The following is a 19804-nucleotide window of genomic DNA, read 5'->3' as shown; positions in this document are numbered from 1 at the left end:
GTCGCCGGTCAGCTGCAGGCGCAGCCAGTCCTTGGGCAGCAGCACGCTGGACACGCGCTCGAAGACTTCGGGCTCGTGCTTCTTGACCCACAGCAGCTTCGGCGCGGTGAAGCCGGGCATGGCGAGGTTGCCGGCGATGTCGTGCAGGCGCGGCGCGGCGGCCGTCAGCTCGTCGCACTCGGCGTGGCTGCGGCCGTCGTTCCACAGGATGGCCGGGCGCAGCACGGCGTCGTCAGCGCCCAGCAGCACTGCGCCGTGCATCTGGCCGGACAGGCCGATGCCGCGCACGGCGGCGAACTCGGTCGGGTGGGTCGTGCGCAATTGGGCGACGGCGGTGCCGGTCGCGCGCCACCAGTCGGATGGATTCTGCTCGGACCACAGAGGTTCCGGTGCCGACAGCGTCAATGCGCTGCCTGCGGTACCAACGATGCGACCGCTGTCGTCAAGCAACAGCAGCTTGACTTCCGAGGTACCCAGATCAATGCCGAGAAACATCAAGCAGCCTCCGCTGTTTCAAGAAAAATGGTTCCACCGTCAGCCAGAGGTAACGCGGGGCGGGTCAGTCGATAACGTGCCAGCGCTGCAGCGCCGACAGCGACGGCGTTGACGCCGAAGCGCGACGTGCGCACGATCGGCGGTGGCAAACCGGCTGCAGCGGCATAGGCGTTCAGCGTATCCAGCGCCGGCTTAAGGAATGGTTCGCCCAGCTCGATCGCGGCGCCACCGAGAACGATGCACGCGGGGTCGTAAGTGGCAGACAGGTTCTGCAGCAGCACGCCGAGGTAGCGTCCGGCGGAGGCGACGGCATTCTGGGTCTCAGGGTCGTTCCCCAACAGATGGCTGCGTATCCGAGACAGCGAGGTCATCTCCGTCCCCCTGCCGTAGCCCCGCTGCATGGCGCCCATCGAGATCAGCGCCTCCGCGCAGCCCCGGCGCCCGCAGGAACAACGCGGACCATCGAGTTGCAGCACGGTGTGCCCCACTTCGCCAGCGAAACCTCGGTTGCCGGTCAGCAGCCGGTCACCGACGATGACACCGGCACCGAGGCCCTCGCTGATGGAGACGTAGAGCAATGGGTCCGCGGCGGTCGAGGAGTTGAACTCCACTTCGCCAACCGCGGCGACAGCAGCTTCGTTCTGAAGGAAGAGCGGCACGTGTGCCAGCGGGGAGTCAGCCAGTCTTTCGGCCAGCAGTGCTGCGAATGGCACATCGCGCCAGCCCAGGTTGGGCGCGAATCGAAGCACGCCACGCGCTGCATCGACGCCGCCGGGCAAGCCGACACCGATACCCAGCGCCTGCTCGCTGGCGGCGAGCTGCCCGAAGACCTTCAGCAGCGATGCGGCAAGTACTCGAATGCACGACTTGGCCGAGCGAATGGCACCGTAGCTGGCGACAGTTTCTGCACGTATCTCGCCCGTGAGGGACGTGGCAACCACGCGCACGGAGTCGACGCCGACTTCGGCACCGAGCAGCAGCAGTCGGGTTGGATCGATGAACAAGGGCGTGGGGCGGCGACCCATGTCGCCTGTCGGGACGATTTCACGCTCGACCAGCCAACCCTCGGTAATCAATTCACGGGCGAGCAGGCCGACGGTGGATTTAGTCAGGCCCACCACAGCAGCCAGATCGGCTCGTGACTGACCTGGTTTGGCGCACAGTTGCCTGACGAGCGCCATGCGATTGATGACTTTGAGGAGCTGTTGGCTCGCGGCGGCTTCGACCTGCAAGGCACTTCTCCCTGATGAACTTTCGTGGTCGGACCACAACTTGTCGTTGTGTTTTTGGTATGACCAATGTTAGTTGGGGCGATGGACAAAGTAAATAGGGGCGCGCGGCTTCGTCATCGCAGGCCGCGAGTCACGGCAGCAGCAGGAGATTTCACCGAGGCACTCCCGGAGCCTGTTGCCCGGTCCGGGAAGTGGCGGGGAGGGATCGGATCCTGATGTTCCGAAACCATACGGGCTGCGATTCCGCCTGCAGCGCGATATGGCCGAATGACAACTGCAGGGGAGCACCGGCATCCAGCAGGGCCTTTGCGCTGTCCTCCCTGGGATCAAGCTGGGGGTGCTGATAGCGCAGGACCTCGACGCCATTGACGCGATGGACGACTTCCTCGTTGCCTCGAACCTCGACCTCCACCGCTACCCACTCATTCAGGGGGAACAATTTCGAGGTCGACTCGATGATGTGGTCTGTCACCAGCCGGCCCTTCATCTCGAGGTTGGTGCCAGGCGTGCACACATTTCCCGTCTGGCGGCCCGCCGTTGCGCCCGCGCTGAGGAACTGGAATTCCATGCTGGCAGGCCAGGCCTGGTTGAGCCCCATCGTCCAGGGCGACTGTGAATGGATCATCACGCCGCTGTTGAGTTTGGCCCAGGGTGGGGCATCTGCAACGGCAGTGCCCGTGATCCGGTACTCGAGCCTAAGGATGTAGTTGGCGTAGGCCAGGTTGGAGTACAGATGGCCGAACTGTTCGTCGAACTTGCCGTAGCCGTCATAGCTGACCTTGATCACGCCGTCTTCCACCCGAAAGGTGTTCGCGTGATTGTCACCAAGCGGATGCTTGTTGATCTTCACGGTCCATCCTGAAAGGTCGCGGCCATTGAACAGCGAATGCCATTCGCCCTCGTCCTGCGCACGCGCGCGCGCTGGGGTCAGGGCGATGCACAGGCAGGCCAGCATCGTTGACAGAGATCGGTTCTTCATGACGTGGACCTATCCGGAAAAAGGCAATCGCGCGGGCTCTTTCGAGGCCGCGCGATGGTGCTGGAACGGTTCTGGCGAGTTCAGCCCCCGAACCGGTATTGCGCCAGCGAGGCCGGTTTCATCGTGATCGAAAAGCCCGGTGCTTCGGGCGGCATGTAGGCCGCGCCGCGCACGACGCAGGGGTCGACGAAGTGCTCATGCAGGTGATCCACGTACTCGATGACACGGCCGTCACGCGTGCCGGCAATGCAGAGGTAGTCGATCATGGACAGGTGCTGCACGTACTCGCACAGGCCCACGCCACCGGCATGCGGGCAGACGGGCAGGCCGTGCTTGGCGGCCATCAGCATGACGGCCAGGATCTCGTTGACGCCACCCAGGCGGCAGCTGTCGATCTGCACCACGTCGATGGCGCCGCGCATCATGAACTGCTTGAACAGGATGCGGTTCTGGCACATCTCGCCGGTGGCGACCTGCATGGGCGCGATGGCCTGCCGAATGGCGCGGTGGCCTTCGACGTCGTCGGGGCTGGTCGGTTCCTCGATGAACCAGGGCTTGGCAAAGGCCAGGTCCTTGAGCCAGTCGATGGCCACGGGAACATCCCAGACCTGATTGGCGTCGATCATCAGCTTGCGGTCCGGCCCCAGCACCTCGCGAGCGATACGCAGGCGGCGGATGTCGTCCTCGCGGTCGCGGCCGACCTTGAGCTTGACGTGGTTGAAGCCCGCGTCCACAGCCTCCTGGCACAGCCGGCGCAGCTTGTCGTCGGGGTAGCCCAGCCAGCCGGCCGAGGTCGTGTAGCAGGGGTAGCCCTCGCGCTCCAGCGTGGCCAGGCGCTCGGCCTTGCCCTCTGCTGCGCGGGTGAGCAGCGCCAGCGCCTCGTCGGGTGTGATGCAGTCGGTGATGTAGCGGAAGTCGATGCAGCGCACCAGCTCCGCCGGGCTCATGTCGGCCACGAGCCTCCACACCGGCTTGCCCTCGGCCTTGGCCCACAAGTCCCATACGGCATTGACGACGGCGCCGGTGGCGAGGTGGATAGCGCCCTTGTCGGGCCCGATCCAGCGCAGCTGGCTGTCCGACGTGACGTGGCGCCAGAAGCGGCCCATGTCGGCGGCGATCCAGCTCAGCTCCAGGCCGACAACCAGGTGGCGCATGGCCTCGATGGCGCGGCAGCAGATATCGTTGCCACGGCCGATGGTGAAGGTCAGGCCATGGCCTTCCAGGCCCGGCGTGTCGGTTTCAAGGATGACGTAGGCGGCCGAGTAGTCCGGGTCGGGGTTCATCGCGTCCGAACCGTCGAGGTGCTGCGACGTCGGGAAGCGCACGTCCACTGTGCGCAGGTTGGTGATACGGGTCATGGTCAGGCGGCAATGGTTTTCTGGGTCTGCACGCCCAGGCCCTGGATGCCCAGGCGCATGGTCTGGCCGGGCTTCAGGTACAGCGGCGGCTTCTGGCCCAGGCCGACGCCGGGCGGCGTGCCGGTGGAGATGATGTCGCCGGGCTGCAGGCTCATGAACTTGCTCAGGTAGCTGACGATCTGCGCAACGCCGAACACCATGGTGCGCGTGTTGCCGTTCTGGAAGCGCCGGCCGTCGATCTCCAGCCAGAGGTCCAGCTGCTGCGGGTCGGCCACCTCGTCGGCCGTGACGAGCCAGGGGCCGATGGGGCCGAAGGTGTCGCAACCCTTGCCCTTGTCCCACTGCGTGCCGCGCTCGAGCTGCCATTCGCGCTCTGACACGTCATTGACGACGCAGTAGCCGGCCACGTGCTTCATCGCATCGGCTTCCTCGATGTAGCGGCCACCTTCGCCGATGACGACGCCCAGCTCTACCTCCCAGTCGGTCTTGAGCGAGCCGCGCGGGATCTGCACCGCGTCATCGGGGCCGCAGATGGCGCTGGTCCACTTGGCGAAGACGACGGGCTCGGTCGGCACGGGCAGGCCGGACTCGGCAGCGTGATCGGCGTAGTTCAGGCCGATGCAGATGAACTTGCCGACGCGGCCGACGCAGGGGCCGAGACGCAGGTCCTGTTGCGGCGTGCCGCTGACGAGTGGCAGGTCCGTCGGGTCGATATCGCGCAGCCTTGCGAGGCCGGCGGGCGTCAGCACGTTGCCTGCAACGTCATCGACAAGGCCTGAGAGGTCGCGCACGCGGCCGTTGTCATCGAGCAGGCCGGGTCGTTCTTGGCCCACGGGGCCGTAGCGGAGGAGTTTCATGAGAAGTTCGTTATTGACGGATCGGGAGATATGCCGAAATGACGCGCGCCTTAGATCGTGACGCCACCATCCACGCAAACGGCCTGCCCGGTGATGAAGCGCGACGCGTCGCTGAGCAGGAAGACGACGAGCGGTGCGATGTCGTCGACTGTGGCCAGCCGGCCCATGGGCTGGCGGGCGATGAAGTCTTTCTCGGCCTGCACGGGATCGGCCGCCGCAGCGATCCGCCCGCGCAGGGACGGTGTGTCCACCGTGCCAGGGCAAAGGGCATTGCAGCGCAGGCCTTGCTTGACGAAGTCCGCAGCGACTGCCTTGCTCAAGCCGATGACGGCCGCCTTGGTCGTGCCGTAGGCGAAGCGGTTCGCAAAGCCCTTCACCGATGAGGCCATGGATGCCATGTTCAGCACCGAGGCGCCGCCGCCGTGGCGTGCGGCCTCTGCGAGCATGCCCGGCAGGAAGGCGCGCAGCGTGCGCAGCATGCTCTTCACGTTCAGGTCCATGCTGAAGTCCCAGGCCGCTTCGTCGCAGTCGAGCACCGTGCCGTGATGCACGAAGCCGGCGCAGTTGAACAGGCCATGCAGAGCAGGCAACCGACCGGCCAGGCTCTGCACCGACAGGGTGTCGCGGACATCGAGAACCTCGGTACGCAGCGCCGAAGACGCCGCTTCCCGGGCCAGCGCGGCCAAGCCGCTTTCCTGGATGTCCGTGGCGATCACCTCGGCACCCGCCGCGAGGCAGGCCAGGGCGCTTGCACGTCCGATTCCCTGTGCTGCTGCGGTGATCAGAACGGTCTTGCCCGTCAGGCAGGCGGAAGGGGCGTGGAAGTCACTCACGATGGTCAGGGTATTGAAGGTCTGACCAGTGTAGGCGAACATGGCATAAATCGTTAAATTGGCCTTACCAATTTCAATTATCGAAGGCGCTGGCGCCCATCGACCGATTCGCGGCAGGTTGGCCAGGCCGCGTTTTTCATGGATTGCCGTCGACGGCGATTTGCCCCGTGAGGCGAGCGCTTCGTTATGCCGGCGCCCGCCTTTGGCTCTAGAGTGCACAGGACGCGAATGCCGAAGCTTGATGGCGTGCAATCTGACCTGATCAGCATCAGATTCCTCATGGGAGGGATCGTGCTCACCGTGGCCGTGCTGGCTGTTCACATGATGCTGCCCGCGCGAACTCTGGATCTGCTGGAGCCGGGCGTGAGCAAGCATTTCCTGGAAGCCCCCCCTCAGGCCGGCGAGGAAACCGCGGTGCAGTGGGTGGACGCCGGGCGGTTGCGATGGCGTTGCCAATACGTCGTCTCCGGGAAGTACCAGCCGTGCGTCCTGACCTATCTGCTGACCGGCGACGATCTCAGCCGCGGCCGGGATCTGAGCGGTTTTGACCACATCGAGCTGGAACTGAAATACCAAGGGCCGGCGCCATTCCTGCATCTTGATATCCGGAATTTCGATCCACGCTTCTCCAGGCTCGAGGACGCCAACAGCTCGCGGATGCACGCGGTCACGCTTCGAAGGCGAGACGTTGAGCAACCGGTGCGCATCAAGTTGAGCGAACTCAACGTGCCCGACTGGTGGGTTCAGATGTTCAACCTGCCTCGCGAGTACAACCAGCCGAGCCTGGACAACGCGACGTCGTTGTCCATCGGCATTCCCGGAGAGCTGACGGGTCAGCACCATGAACTGCAGCTTCGCCGCCTGGTGCTGAAGGGCGAATGGATTGGCGACGACCGCGTCTACCTAGGTATCCTGCTTGCCTGGCTTTTTGGTGCTTGCGCCATGGTGTTGCGCGGCTGGCAGCGACTGCGCCTGAGCCATCGCCGCCAGCAACGGGAGATCGATGCCTTGACAGCGCGCACGCGTCAGTTGCGCATCGAGCAGGAGAACCTGCGCCGCCTAGCCACGGTCGATGAACTGACCGGTGTGTTGAACCGGCGCGGCCTGGAGCAATCGCTGGATGACATGGAAGAGGCGGCGCAGGGCATGTCGCTCGTGCTGCTGGACATCGACCACTTCAAGCATGTCAACGACCGCCATGGCCATGATTGCGGCGACGAGGTGTTGCGCCGCGTTGCGGCCATCGTCGCGGCCAACCTGCGCGCGAGCGATGTCATCGGTCGCTGGGGCGGCGAGGAGTTCCTGATCGCTTGCCAGGGCACGCGTGTGCGTGATGCCGCCCGCCTGGCCGAGAAGCTGCGCGAACGCGTGCAGCAGAGCGAGGTCAGCTGTACTGCGGGCCGCCTCGCAATCACCGCCAGCTTCGGCGTGGCGCTGTCACCGCCGGGAGGGTCGGCTGCGAATGCCCTCAAGCGGGCCGACGAGGCCCTGTATCGCGCCAAGGAAGCCGGCCGGAACCGCGTCGAGATAGACAAGACGCTGCAGAGCGACTCACCGACCACGGTCTGATTTGTTGGACCCTCAATAAAACCGCAATCCCCAGGCGGCGGCGAGCGAAACGGCTGCAAGCCACAAGCTCGTCGCCACCATCAGCAAGATGGGCCGCCAACCTGCGCTGGCGAGGTGCGGGAACGACGTCTTCATGCCGAGACCGGCCACCCCCAGCATGAGGCAGGCGCGCGAGGCGAGGTTGAGCTGCTCCTGCACGGGCCGCAGGCATCCCAGCGAGTTGAGCGTCGCCAGCGCGACGAACAGCCACAGAAAGCCCGGCACCAGCCCGCCGAGTCGCATGACCATCGGTCGTGCCTGGCGCGGCGGCTCGGCGGCCGAAGTGCGGCAGGCGATGGACACGCCCAGCACGACGATGAAGAGCAGGCTGACGCGCAGCAGTTTGACGATGGAGGCCGCGTCGCCGGCGGCCGCAGAGATCGAATAGCCCGCTACCACCACCTGCGCCACGTCATGGATGCTGCCGCCGATGAAGAGGCCAGCACCAGCCGGCGACAGCTGCAACTGCCGCGCGATCAGTGGGTAGGCCACCATCGCCGCCGTCGACAGCAGCGTGGCCATGACGGCCACGACGAGCGCATGACGTTCGTTCGGCGTCTCCCCTTCACCGGCACGCGGCAGCACCGCGCCGATCGCCAGCGCCGCAGAGGCGCCGCAGATGGCCGTGGCGCCGCCCGCCAGCACGCCGACCGCCCACGGCAGGCGCAGTGCCTTAGCCAGCCACCGACCGCACAGGAGGGTGCTGGCGACCGCGAACAACACGACAAGCAAGGTCGGCCAACCGAGCCCGGCGACCTGCTCCCAGCTGATGCGCGCACCCAGCAGCCCCACGCCCAGGCGCAGCAGCGTGCGGCCGCAGAAGTCCACGCCAGCGGCCGTGCGGTCCTCCGGGCTCTGGCTGTGCAGCGCCGCGCCGAACAGCAGCGCATACAACATCGGCGGCCCCTGATAAAGCGCGGCAACGAATGACGCAGCCAAAGCGATCAGCACGCAGGTCGCCCAACCCGGCCAGACTCGCCGCAGGGCCTGGCCATGAGCGTCGAAGAAGGCAGCCCGTGCCAGCATGGCCGTTCACTTCTCGACGAAGGCCCGCTCGATGACGAAATGCCCGGGATGGCTCATATTGCCCTCGGTCATGCCCATCTCGTCGAACACCGCGCGCGTGTCGCGCAACATCTCGGGGCTGCCGCACAGCATGAAGCGGTCGTTCTCCTTGCACAGCGGCGGCAGGCCGATGTCGCTGGGCAGCTTGCCGTTGGCCATCAGCGTCGGGATGCGCCCCTGGTTGCGGAAGGGCTCGCGCGTGACGGTCGGGTAGTAGATGAGCTTGTCGCGCACCTGGTCGCCGAAGAATTCGTTGTCGGGCAGCTCGCGCGTGATGATGTCCTCGTAGGCCAGCTCGCTCACCTGGCGGCATCCATGCACGAGGATGACCTTCTCGTAAAGCTCATAGACGTCGGGGTCGCGCACGATGGCCATGAACGGCGCCAGGCCCGTGCCGGTGGCCAGCAGGTAGAGATGCCGGCCGGGCAGCAGGTTCTGCGTGACGAGGGTGCCCGAGGCCTTGCGGCCGATGTGCACCGTGTCGCCGACCTGGATGTGCTGCAGGCGCGAGGTCAGGGGGCCGTCGGGCACCTTGATGCTGAGGAACTCCAGCGTGTCGTCCCAGTGCGGGCTGACGACGCTGTAGGCGCGCAGCAGCGGCTTGCCGTCGACCATCAGGCCGATCATCGTGAACTGCCCGCTCTGGAAGCGAAAGCCCGGGTCGCGGGTGCAGGTGAAGGAGAACTGGCGGTCGGTCCAGTGGCGGACGTCCAGCACCTTGGCGTCGAAAAGGATGCTCATGCGCAAGGCTCCAGGCAGAGTTGATGCAGATAGGACCAGGGGTAGATGCCGCGGTCGTGGCCGTCGCTGAAGACGAGCTGCAGGCCCTGCGGCCCGACGGGGTGGAGGGCGGTGAGCTGTGTGTCGACGTGCGCTCTCACGGGCTCGCCGCTGCGCCGGCGCATCTCGCAGCCGGCACATTTGCAGGCGGCGCGCAGCACCGGGCCGCTGAGGCGGGCCGCGCGGCCGTCGGCCCAGGCCAGCGCCAGCACGCCGCTGGCCTGGTGCCAGACGACTTCGGTGGGAACGGCGTCCATCAGACGAGGTGCTCCACGCCCTGCGGACCGATCTCGGTGCACAGGCCCGCCAGCCCGCCTTCGCTCAGTTCGCCCCCCATGGCCGCGATGCTTTCCTCGCGGATCAGGCCCTTGATCTGGCGCACCATGGCGACGAACTCGGGCTCGGAGGTCATGTCCGGCGTGCGCGGCCGCGGCAGCGGCACGTCCAGCTCGGCCTTGATGCGCCCGGGCCTTGCCGTCATCACGTAGATGCGGTCGGACAGGAACACCGCCTCCTCGATGTCGTGCGTGATGAAGAGCACCGAGATGCGCAGGCGCTGCCACATATTGGTCAGGATCTCCTGCATCACCACGCGGGTCTGAGAGTCGAGGGCGCCGAACGGCTCGTCCATCAGCAGCACCTGCGGGCTGGTGGCCAGCGCGCGGACGATGCCCACGCGCTGCTTCATGCCGCCGGAGAGTTGGTCGGGGTAGTGGTTCTCGAAGGACAGCAGGCCGGCCAGCCCCAGCAGCGTGCGCGCCTGCGCCTCGCGGTCGCTGGCCGACGCACCCTTCATGCGCAGCCCGAACTCCACGTTGGCACGCACCGTCATCCATGGGAAGAGCGAGTACTGCTGGAACACGACGCCGCGGTCCGAGCCCGGGCCCGTGATGGGTTGACCGTCCAGCAGCACCTGGCCGCCACTGGGCTTGAGGAAGCCTGCCACCGCGTTCAGCAGCGTGGACTTGCCGCAGCCGGAGGGGCCGATCAGCGACACGAACTCGCCGGGCCGCACATGCACGTTGGCGGCGCGCACGGCTTCGAAATCCTGGCCTTTTGAGTGGAAGCGGATGTCCAGCTCGCGCACGTCCACGCGGCCACGGGATGCTGTCGCCATGTCCATCAACGTCCTCCTTGCGAATGGGCCTGCCAGGGCATGGCGAGCTTGGCCAGCAGCCGGATGGCGCCGCTGCACAGCAGGCCCAGCACGCCGATCGTGATCATCCCGAGCGCGATCTCGGCATAGCTGATCAGGGAGTAGGCCTCCCACGTGAAGTAGCCGATGCCGAACTGCCCCGAGATCATCTCGGCGGCGATCAGCGACACCCAGGCCACGCCCATGCCTACCGCCAGGCCCGTGAAGATGTGGGGCAGGGCGCCGGGCAGCACCACGTGCCTGAGCAGGCTGGCCTCGCCCGCGCCCAGCGTGCGGGCGGCGCGCAGCAGCACCGGGTCGATCGCCTCGACACCATGCACGGTGTTGAGCAGGATGGGGAAGAAGGCGCCCAGGAAGGTGATGAAGACGATGCTCACCTCGTTGTCGGGCCACAGCATGATGGACATGGGCACCCAGGCGATGGCCGGGATGGGCCGGAAAACCTCCATCGCCGGCATGGCCAGCCCGCGCACGATGCGGTAGCGGCCGATCAGGATGCCCAGGCCGACGCCCAGGCCCGTGGCCACCAGGAAGCCGAGCAGGATGCGCCGCACGCTGATGCCGATGTTGGTGACGAACTTCGGGCTGGCGTTGACCTCCACCACCTTCTCCAGCACTTGGGCCGGCGTGGGGATGTTGTTGAAGCGGATGTAGGCGTCGAGCTTGTAGCGCGTGGCCAGGTGCCAGAAGAGCAGCACGCTGGCGATGGACAGCGCGCCCATCAGCGCCGCCGCTCCACGGCCCCGCCAGAAGCGCTGCCACAGGCTGGGCGCAGCAGCCGCGGGCAACGGCAGGGGCAGCGGCGTGATGCCCTGGCCCACGTGGGCGGGCGGGGCCGCCTTGGGCGCCGCCGCAGGCATTGCAGCAGGCGGCGCCAGGGGCGGCGTGTAGGTTTGGATGCGGGGCAGCGCGCTCATGGTGTTCACTTCACGCTGACCGCGACGACAGTGGCGTTGGCCTGCCCCAGGGCCTCCGCAAAGGTGGCGAGCTTGCCGTGCGTCCTGGCGGCGTAGGCCTCGGCGTCTTTCTTCAGCAGGAAGGGCACGGCCAGCGGCGCCTTGGGGTTGCTGGCGTCGACCGCGTAGAAAGCCTTGTCGGCGACGACCTTGATGCCCAGTTCCTTGTCGTACAGGTAGGCGACGTTGACCTTCTTGCCGGCCGCTTCGTATTGCTTCACGCCGGCCAGCAGGCAGGCAGGCGAGCTGGCCACGACGATCTCGCCGCTGGCCAGCCAGATCTCGCCGGCTTCCTTGGGCCGCGTGACCGGCACCTTGCAGATGGGGTCGTTGCCGGCAATGTCGTAGTTGGCGAGCGTCTGCTTCTGCGCCTCGTAGTCCTGGCCGCGCTGCTTGAAGGCCTCGCGCAGATAGCTTTCGTTGACCCAGGCGGCGGCGTCGAACTCCTTCACGCGGCCGAGCTTGGCCAGCACGCCGTGTGCGATCTTGATCGTCTCGACCCAGCGCGGCTTGATGCTCGGGTCCAGCGTGTGGATGCCGCCCGGGCCGAGGAAGAGGTAGACGACCTCCTTCTCGATCTTGGTCCACTCTTCGATCTTGGCGGCGGCCAGCTTGGGGTCCTTGCGCACCCAGTCGTTGGCCTCCATCAAGGCCTTGATGTAGGCCACGACGGCCTCGGGGTATTTGTCGGCGAATTCCTTGCGCACGACGACGCCGTGGAAGGTCGGAACCTTGGTCTGTGCGCCGTCGAAGATCTTGCGGGCAAAGCCCCGCTGCGGCAGCAGGTCGGCAAACGGCACGAAGTCGCCGTGGGCGTCGATCTTCTTTTCCTGCAAGTTGGTCGTACCGACCTCGGGGCTCTGGCTGACGAGGTTCCAGTAATCCGCCGGCCAGCCGCGCTCCTGCATGGCCTGCAGCATCATGCCGTGTGCTGCCGAGCCGAACGGCACCGACACCGTCTTGCCCTTGAGGTCGGCCAGCTCGTAGTAGGGGCTGTCCTTGTGCACGACGACGCCGTTGCCCGAGCCGAAGGCGTTGTAGGCGATGACGGCCACGAGCTGGGTTTCGTTGCCCTTGTTGAGCTGCCCGGTGGCGCCGTTCACCAGCAGCGGGTAGTCGCCCATCATGCCGATCTGCAGCTTGCCGGCGACCATGCCGTTGGTGATGGGCGGGCCGGAGGTGAAGTTCTGCCAGTCGAGCTTCCACTCGATGTTGGCGTACTTGCCCGTCTTGGGCAGGTGCTTCTCCAGCAGCTTCATCTCCTTGAGCACCACGCCACCGGTGACGGTGTTGGTGGTGGTGTTCTGCGTGCCGATGCCGAGGGTCACCACCTCCTTGGCGGCGTGGGCCTGCGGGGCCAGGAAGGCCGCGCAGAGCGCGAGGCACTTCGCGAGGGTGGCGGAAACATGCGAGAGCTGGGGCAACTTCATCTCAATCTCCTGGCAGTCGGGTAGGTTCAAGAGCAGCGGCGCAAGATCGGTGCCTGCGCCGCGCCGGGTCTCAGGCGGGCGCGGCGGTCTCCGTCAGCAGCGCGCGCTTGTGCGTCTGGCTGGCCCAGTGCTCGGCATCGGGCAAGGGGTCCTGCGCGGCGGTGATGAGCGGCCATTGCGCGGCCAGGCGTCGGTTCAGCTCGACGTACTCGCGTTGCTCGGCTGGCAAGTCCTTCTCGTCGAAGATGGCCTCGACCGGGCACTCGGGCACGCAGACGCCGCAGTCGATGCAGGCGCTGGGGTCGATAACGAGGAAGTCGGGGCCTTCGTGGAAGCACTCCACCGGGCAGGCGGCGACGCAGTCGGTGTACTTGCAGCGGATGCAAGCCTCGGTGACGACAAAGCTCATGCTGCGCTCCCGTTCATTTGGATGGTCGTCAACGCCAGCTTGGACAGCTTGCGCACATCCGGGTCGGGGTCGCGCAGCGTGCGTTCCAGCGGCGTGATGGCGCGCGGGTCGCCGATCTCGCCAAGCGCGATCACGGCCTCCTTGCGCAGGTTGCTGACCGGGTGGATCAGCGCCTCCACCAGCGCCATCACACCGTCGCGCGCCTTCAGCTTGCCCAGGGACCGCGCGGCCTTCACGCGCACCTGCCAGTACTCGTCGTCCATGGCGCGCACGAGGTTGGGCACGCCCAGCGCCGAGCCTGTCTTGGCGAAGGTCGTGGCGGCCTCCTCGCGCACCTGCCACACCGGGTCGTTGAGAGCCCGGCTAAGCGCGGGATGCACGCTGACCTCGGCATCGTTGGCAAAGCTCAGCGCACCGACGGCGACGCGGCGCACCTCGGCGTCATCGTCATGCGCAGCGACTTCGGTCAGCGCCGAGATGGCCTGCGGCTTCTTCAGGTAGCCCAGCACGCTGACGGCCGCGCGGCGCACCTTGGCGTCGGTGTGGGCGAGCGCTGCCATGGCAGGGTCGAAGGCGGCGTCCACGCGCAGGGCTTTTACGGCCTGCAGCGCGGCGGCCTGCACTTCGGGGTCCGCGTCGCCCAGGTAGGGCAGCAGCGCTGTGGCGGAGGCTGAGTCTTTCAGCTCTGCGAGCGTGTAGGCAACGGCCTCGCGCACGGCAGCGTCCTCGTCCTTGAGCCGCGGCGCCAGTGCCGCCAGCACCTCGGGCTCCTCGAAGCCTTCGAGGGCCTTGGCGGCTTCGAGCCGCACGGTGGCATCGCTGTCGCCAAGCGCCGCAATCAGCAGCGGCGCGATGTCGTCTTCCTCGTCGGTGTAGGGCAGGTCGATGACGGCGATGCGTCGCACGCCCGCGTCGCTATTGCGCAGTCGGTCATGGATGGTGGCCATCATGATCACCTCACCAGGTAAGGGATGTCGACGCGCACGGCGCCGGTGGGGCAGTCCTTCTCGCAGGGCATGCAGTACCAGCATTCATCGAACTTCATGAACGCCTTGTTCTTGGTCAGATCGATGGCCAGCACGTCGAGCGGGCAAACGTCGACGCAGACGGTGCAGCCCTTGTCGGCGATGCACTTGTCTTCGTCGATGACGACGGGGGCCTGGGTGCGGGTGATGGTGATGGTCATTGCGGTCTCCTGAGGGCCTGTTGACGCTATGGCAATGGGTCGCGAAGGCCCGCCGCCACGGGCCAATCAAGGCGTGACACGCCGCCCGCACTGATGTGCGGGCAAGTGGCGCAACGCGGAGTGGCCCGTGGCGGCGGGCCTTCCCGAAGGGTTGTGGCCAAAACGACCGCGCGCGGCGTTGCAAATGCTCGCCGGGTGTGCAACCCGGCTCCGCTTTGCGCCTTGCTCGCGGCCGTTTTGGCCACAACGCGACCCGTTGCCATAGCGTCAACAGGCCCTAGGCGGCAGCGGGCGTGGCGACGCGCAGGCGCTGGTAGGCGGACTTCTCTTCCTCGTTGAGCTCCACGACGTAAGGCTCGACCTCGCGCTTGCGAAACACGGCGTTGCCGTTGGCATCGCTGGTCACGTTGGTGTGGCAGAACCAGTCCGCGTCGTTCTTCTCGGGGTGGTCCACGCGCAGGTGGTACAGGCCCCAGCGGCTCTCGGTGCGGAACAGCGAGGCGCGCGCGGCCAGCTCGGCGCAGTCGCGGATGGTGTGGGCCTCCATCGCCCGCATCAGCTCGTGCGGGTCGGCCGCGCCCATGTGCTGCAGGTCCTCGCGGATCTCGTCGAAGCGCTGCAGGCCGATCTCCATCTTGCGGGTGACCTTGGGCGGCTGTAGGTAGTCGTTGACGATGCGGCGCGTCTTGTATTCGACCTGGAATGGCGTCAGGCCCTCGGTCCTGCCGAGCGGCGCGTAGACGCGGGCCTTTTCCTTCTCCACCTGGCCGGCGTCGAAGGCCGGCTGCGAGATGCCGCTGACGTAGTCCGCCGCGTTCTCGCCACAGAACTTGCCGTAGACGAAGGCGCCCAGCATGTAGTTGTGCGGGATGCTGGCGCAGTCGCCGGCCGCGTACAGGCCGGGGATGGAGCACTCGCCGCGCTCGTTCGTCCAGATGCCCGAGGCGCTGTGGCCGCTGCAGAAGCCGATCTCCGAGATGTGCATCTCGATCATCTGCTTGCGGTAGTCGGTGCCGCGGCCCTCGTGGAAGCGGCCGCGGCTGGGGCGCTCGTTGGTGTGCAGGATGTGCTCGATCTCGCTGATCGTTTCCTCGGCGAGGTGGTCGAGCTTCAGGAACACCGGGCCCTTGCCGCCTTCGAGTTCGTTGAAGAACTCCATCATCATCTGGCCGCTCCAGTAGTCGCACTCGATGAAGCGCTGGCCGGCGTTGTTGGACGTGTAGCCGCCGAACGGGCCGGTCACGTAGGCGCAAGCCGGGCCGTTGTAGTCCTTGATCAGCGGGTTGATCTGGAAGCACTCGAGGTTGGTCAGCTCGGCACCTGCGTGATAGGCCATCACGTGCCCTTCACCGCAGTTGGTCGGGTTCTCGTAGGTGCCGAACAGGTAGCCGCTGGCGGGCAGGCCCAGACGCCCGGCCGCGCCGGTGCAGATGACCACTGCCTTGGCCTTGATGACGTGGAAGTCCGCCGTGCGGCAGTCGAAACCCATGACGCCGGCAATCTCGCCGTCAGGCCCGGTCAGTAGCCGCGTGGCCACGACGCGATTGGTGATCTCCACCCGCGCCCGCTTGAGCTGGCGATAGAGCACCCGCTTCATGTGGTGGCCCTCGGGCATGGGCAGCACGTAGCTGCCCAGGTGGTGGACCTTGCGTACCGAGTAGTCTCCGGTCTCGTCCTTCTCGAACTTGATGCCCCAGCGGTCCAGCTCCTCGATCATCGGGAAGCTGTTGGCTGCGTAGGCGTAGACACCCTTCTGGTCGACGATGCCGTCGTTGGCGACGGTGATCTCCTTGGTGTATTGCTCGGGCGTCGCATGGCCGGGGATGACGGCGTTGTTCAGCCCGTCCATGCCCATGCTGATGGCGCCGCTGCGCTTGACGTTGGCCTTGTCCAGCAGCAGCACCCGCAGCTTGGGATTCTTTTCCTTGGCCTTCACCGCGGCCATCGGGCCGCCGGTTCCACCGCCAACGATGACGAGGTCGTATTCGTGTTCGATCGTGTCCATGTGCAGGCTCTCCTCAAGAGGCTCGTTCGGAAACAGGCACGCGATCGACGCGCACCTTGTACTGGAAGGCGTCACCGCGGTAATAGAGGTGTTCGTAGTCGATGGGCGCGCCATCGGCCGTGTGCGTCGTGCGCTCGATGAAGAGCACGGGCGAGCCCTCCTCGACCTTGAGCTGGCCGGCCAGCGTCTCGTCGGCCAGCGTCGAGCCGATCTGCAGCTCGGCGTGGCCGAGGGCCAGGCCGTAGTCGTTCTCCAGGATGGCGAAGATGTCGCGCGCGGCCAGGTCTTCCTTGGCCAGGCGCTGGCCGATGGCCGCGGGCACGTAGGTCACGTCCAGCGAGATCGGCTCGCGGTTCAGGAAGCGCAGGCGGTGCAGCTCCGTGACCTTGGCGCGTTTGGCCAGCTGCAGCTTCTCGGCCACCTGCTGCGACGGCAGCACCGTCTTGATCGACAGCACGCGGGCAAAGGTCTCGTAGCCCATCTGCCGCATCGCCTCGCCGAAGCCCTGCAGGCGCCCCAGATCCTGGAAGGCCTTGGGCTTGGAGACGAAGCTGCCCTTGCCGTGGATGCGGAAGATCAGGCCTTCGTTCTGCAGGTCATTGAGCGCCTGGCGCACCGTGATGCGGCTGACGTCGAACGCGGCCATCATCTCGCTCTCCGATGGCATCTGCTGATGCGGCTGGTAGCTGCCGTCGAGGATGCGGGCGCGCAGGATCTCCTTGATCTGCGTGTACAGCGGCAGCGGTGACGACAGCTTGATGCGATGAGCGCCGTCCGCCTCGGGGGCGGGGACCAGCGTCAAGGATTTCCTAGCTGCAAGAGCGCCTTTGCTCATGGCCGTCCAACTCGTTATGACAAGTCATCATGAGCAGGAGCCGTGCCAGCTTTTCCAGGCTGGGTTTGCACGCGGCTGTTGCCGCTGGGCGGCTGGTGCTGCAGGGGCTGTTTCCAGTGCCTGACGCCCGGGACGGCGGCGTCAGGAAGGTCTCATCGAGACCGCTCGCTGCCCCTCACGCCACGTGTTCTGGCAATGCACCGAAGCGGGTCCATGCCCCAATTTGAATGCGCCAAATGTGTGAATGACCCGCCGCTGGCGGAGCCCTGAAAACCGGACATCGATCCGCCGTCAATGCTCCAGAGGCTGGCGTCGCATGGGCAGCGCGATCCTTTCGCCGGCCGCCCCCGTGCCAGGGGCGGCCGCGGTCATTGCCAACTGCCGGCCCTCCAGCAGCATGCGGGCGTATTCCTCGGCCGGCACCGGGCGGCTGAAGTGGTAGCCCTGGATCTGGTCGCAGCCGCTGGCCCGCAGGAACTCCAGCTGCGCGGGGGTCTCGACGCCTTCCGCAATGACGTGCATGCGCATGCTGTGAGCCATGGCGATGATGGCCAGCGAGATGGCGGCGTCTTCTGGGCTGCGTGTGATATCGGTGATGAAGGACCGGTCGATCTTCACCGAGTTGAAAGGAAAGAGCTTCAGGTAAGCGAGCGAGGAGTAGCCGGTGCCAAAGTCGTCCAGAGACAGGTGCAGGCCGAACTGGCGGAGGTCATGCATGGTGCGCTCGGCCGCGATGGGGTCCTGCATGACCAGGGTTTCGGTCAGCTCGAGTTCGATGGCGTCGGCGCCCAGCCCGTTGTCGCGCAGGGCCTGCTCGACGCACTGGCGTACCCGGCCCTCGCGGAACTGCAGGGTCGACAGGTTCACCGCGACCGGCCGCGTCGCGATGCCTCGCGACCGCCAGACCGCCTGCTGGGCGCAGACGGCCTGGATGACCCATTCGCCGATGGGCACGATGAGGCCAGTCTCTTCGGCGATTGGAATGAAATCGCCCGGCGGCACCAGGCCGCGCTTGGGATGCTGCCAGCGGATCAGGGCTTCGGCCGCGGTGATCTGGCCATCGGCCAGATTGACCTTGGGCTGGAAATGCAACACGAACTGCTGCTGGGCCAATGCTTCGCGCAGCTGCCCCTCCATCTCCAGCTTCTCGGCCATGCGGGCATTCATCTCTGGCGAATAGGTGGCATGCTTCTCGCCAGCCAAACGGGCCTGCTTGAGGGCGGACTCGGCATTGCGGAACAGCGATTCGGCACTGGCGCCGTCCTCCGGATACACGGACACGCCCAGGTGGGCGGACAGGCTGACGTCGCTGCCATCGACTGACGTGGGTCGGCCGATGACTTCGTCCAGCACGCGCAGCAGCGTCGCGACGTCCTCGTCGCCCTTGTAGCTGCCGGCGACGGCGAAGTTGTCGCCCGCCAGCCGGGCCACGTTGTGGCTGCGCGCGAATTCGGTGGCCAGGCGCTGCCCCAGTTGTCTCAGCAACTGGTCCCCCACGTGCCGGCCCAGGGTGTCGTTCAGCCGTTTGAACCGGTGGAGGTTGGCAATGACGGCCACCACGCCGGTGCCGGCCGCAGCCGCGGACTGGATTGCGAGGTCAAGGCGGTCCAGGAAGACAAGGTTGTTGGGCAGGCCGGTCAGTGCGTCATAGCGGGACAGGTAATGGACCTTTTCCTCCTGCTCGATGTGCCTGAGCGCAAACGAGATATCGCCAGCCAGCTCGCCGAGCAGCTTGAGCTCGTCCTCGTCGAAGAGATGGGCCTCCGTGGCGTACAGCGCGATGACGCCGACGAGCCGGTCACCGGAAGTCAACGGCAGCGCAATCGCGGAGCCGACCCCCTTCGCCGGCGCAACGGCGTGGACAGCCGCACCCATGTCCTCCTGCGAGAGGTCGTTGCAGTACACGACGCCGCCGCCATCGAGCGCCCGGTAGGGAAGTGAGCGGCGGCCTGGCCCACCGGTGGCGCCCAGAGCGCCGCGCAACTCGTCGAGCTGCCCGGCATCCAGGCCTCGCGCGGCAATGGGGTCGAGCCTCTTCAAAGGGCCGTGGGCGAGGCCGATCCAGGCACTCGCGAAGCCGCCATCCTCGGCGGCGATGCGGCAGGTTTCATCGAACAGCGCCTGCCGGTCGCGCAGCCTGACGATGGCCGAGTTGATGCCGCTCAGGACGCTCTTGATGCGGCTGAGCCGGCTGATCTTCAGCTGCTGGGCCTCGAGCTCCTTGACGTAGCGCTCCAGCATGGAGGTATGCACCAGCGACAGGTGGGTGCGCACCCGTGCCAGCACCAGGGCCGGCGACACGGGCTTGACGATGTAGTCGACCGCGCCGCAGTCGAATCCCGCGGCCTCGTCGCCGACGTCGGCCAGCGCCGTCACGAAGATGACGGCGATGTGCTGGGTCTGGGGGGCGGCCTTGAGCCGGCGGCAGACCTCATAGCCGTCCAGGTCGGGCATCTGGACGTCCAGCAGGATCAACGAAGGCTGGTGCTTCTGCGCGGCGGCGAGGCATTCACCGCCACTGCGCGCGAACGCCAGCGGATAGTGCGGCGCGAGGATCTGCTTCAAGGTTGCGAGGTTGATCGGCTCGTCGTCGACGATGAGGATGGGTCCGTTCGGCATG

The 19804-nt window shown here is 66.5% G+C and carries 19 protein-coding genes; 1 reads left to right on the top strand and 18 read right to left on the bottom strand.

The genetic code is table 11. The annotated features are described in order from the left end of the window. From AC1DW0_RS21565 to AC1DW0_RS21540, 6 genes are all read right to left on the bottom strand, one after another. Positions 1-495, bottom strand: a 495-nt coding sequence (locus AC1DW0_RS21565) for an FGGY family carbohydrate kinase (protein ID WP_477947898.1), incomplete at its 3' end; no start/stop codon positions are given. Next, complete coding sequence (locus AC1DW0_RS21560) at positions 495-1727, bottom strand: ROK family protein (protein WP_056193159.1); 1233 nt, start codon at positions 1725-1727, stop codon at positions 495-497. The genes AC1DW0_RS21560 and AC1DW0_RS21565, both read right to left, overlap by 1 nt. A 151-nt stretch (positions 1728-1878) precedes the next feature. Continuing rightward, positions 1879-2682, bottom strand: coding sequence for a 3-keto-disaccharide hydrolase (locus AC1DW0_RS21555; RefSeq protein ID WP_056193161.1), 804 nt, complete (start codon positions 2680-2682; stop codon positions 1879-1881). A gap of 104 nt (positions 2683-2786) precedes the next feature. Beyond that, positions 2787-4064 (bottom strand): L-fuconate dehydratase, encoded by a 1278-nt coding sequence (locus AC1DW0_RS21550; RefSeq protein ID WP_056193164.1) that lies wholly within the window; start codon positions 4062-4064, stop codon positions 2787-2789. A gap of 2 nt (positions 4065-4066) precedes the next feature. Then, positions 4067-4921, bottom strand: a complete 855-nt coding sequence (locus tag AC1DW0_RS21545; RefSeq protein WP_056193167.1) for an ureidoglycolate lyase — start codon at positions 4919-4921, stop codon at positions 4067-4069. Positions 4922-4971: 50 nt separating this feature from the next. Further along, positions 4972-5724 carry an SDR family oxidoreductase gene (locus tag AC1DW0_RS21540; protein ID WP_056193466.1) on the bottom strand — a complete coding sequence of 251 codons (753 nt, stop codon included), beginning with the start codon at positions 5722-5724 and terminating at the stop codon, positions 4972-4974. 258 nt (positions 5725-5982) lie between these two features. On the opposite strand from AC1DW0_RS21540, the gene AC1DW0_RS21535 reads away from it, so the two are divergent. Beyond that, positions 5983-7323: a GGDEF domain-containing protein gene (locus tag AC1DW0_RS21535; RefSeq protein WP_477947895.1), complete on the top strand. Its 1341-nt coding sequence runs from the start codon at positions 5983-5985 to the stop codon at positions 7321-7323. 12 nt (positions 7324-7335) lie between these two features. Here AC1DW0_RS21535 and AC1DW0_RS21530 read toward each other — a convergent pair whose 3' ends face one another. From AC1DW0_RS21530 to AC1DW0_RS21475, 12 genes are all read right to left on the bottom strand, one after another. Then, positions 7336-8313: a YeiH family protein gene (locus AC1DW0_RS21530; protein ID WP_477947893.1), complete on the bottom strand. Its 978-nt coding sequence runs from the start codon at positions 8311-8313 to the stop codon at positions 7336-7338. Between the two features lie 81 nt (positions 8314-8394). Further along, positions 8395-9168, bottom strand: coding sequence for a ferredoxin--NADP reductase (locus AC1DW0_RS21525; protein WP_477947891.1), 774 nt, complete (start codon positions 9166-9168; stop codon positions 8395-8397). Continuing rightward, complete coding sequence (locus AC1DW0_RS21520; protein ID WP_477947889.1) at positions 9165-9464, bottom strand: gamma-butyrobetaine hydroxylase-like domain-containing protein; 300 nt, start codon at positions 9462-9464, stop codon at positions 9165-9167. Before AC1DW0_RS21520 ends, AC1DW0_RS21525 begins: the two co-directional genes overlap by 4 nt. Further along, entirely contained in the window at positions 9464-10324 is an 861-nt protein-coding gene (locus AC1DW0_RS21515; RefSeq protein WP_235531857.1) for an ABC transporter ATP-binding protein, read from the bottom strand. Before AC1DW0_RS21515 ends, AC1DW0_RS21520 begins: the two co-directional genes overlap by 1 nt. Before the next feature lie 5 nt (positions 10325-10329). Continuing rightward, positions 10330-11280, bottom strand: a complete 951-nt coding sequence (locus tag AC1DW0_RS21510) for an ABC transporter permease (protein WP_457323762.1) — start codon at positions 11278-11280, stop codon at positions 10330-10332. A gap of 5 nt (positions 11281-11285) precedes the next feature. Continuing rightward, entirely contained in the window at positions 11286-12749 is a 1464-nt protein-coding gene (locus AC1DW0_RS21505; RefSeq protein ID WP_477947887.1) for an ABC transporter substrate-binding protein, read from the bottom strand. Positions 12750-12819: 70 nt separating this feature from the next. After that, positions 12820-13158 carry a ferredoxin FdxA gene (fdxA, locus tag AC1DW0_RS21500; protein ID WP_477947884.1) on the bottom strand — a complete coding sequence of 113 codons (339 nt, stop codon included), beginning with the start codon at positions 13156-13158 and terminating at the stop codon, positions 12820-12822. Continuing rightward, positions 13155-14108, bottom strand: a complete 954-nt coding sequence (locus tag AC1DW0_RS21495; RefSeq protein WP_477947882.1) for a HEAT repeat domain-containing protein — start codon at positions 14106-14108, stop codon at positions 13155-13157. The genes fdxA and AC1DW0_RS21495 overlap by 4 nt, the downstream gene beginning before the upstream one ends. 2 nt (positions 14109-14110) lie before the next feature. Beyond that, the gene (locus AC1DW0_RS21490; protein ID WP_056193195.1) at positions 14111-14344 is read right to left on the bottom strand and encodes a 4Fe-4S dicluster domain-containing protein; all 234 of its coding nucleotides are present in this window, start codon (positions 14342-14344) and stop codon (positions 14111-14113) included. 277 nt (positions 14345-14621) lie between these two features. Next, positions 14622-16349, bottom strand: a complete 1728-nt coding sequence (locus AC1DW0_RS21485; RefSeq protein ID WP_477947880.1) for a fumarate reductase/succinate dehydrogenase flavoprotein subunit — start codon at positions 16347-16349, stop codon at positions 14622-14624. A 13-nt stretch (positions 16350-16362) separates the two neighbouring features. Then, positions 16363-17151: a GntR family transcriptional regulator gene (locus AC1DW0_RS21480; protein ID WP_457392887.1), complete on the bottom strand. Its 789-nt coding sequence runs from the start codon at positions 17149-17151 to the stop codon at positions 16363-16365. A 324-nt stretch (positions 17152-17475) separates the two neighbouring features. Beyond that, complete coding sequence (locus tag AC1DW0_RS21475; RefSeq protein WP_457355559.1) at positions 17476-19803, bottom strand: GGDEF/EAL domain-containing response regulator; 2328 nt, start codon at positions 19801-19803, stop codon at positions 17476-17478. Position 19804 lies beyond the last annotated feature (1 nt).

The sequence above is a fragment of the Roseateles sp. P4_D2 genome (genome assembly GCF_056401875.1).
This window is presented reverse-complemented; position numbering and strand designations above follow the sequence as displayed.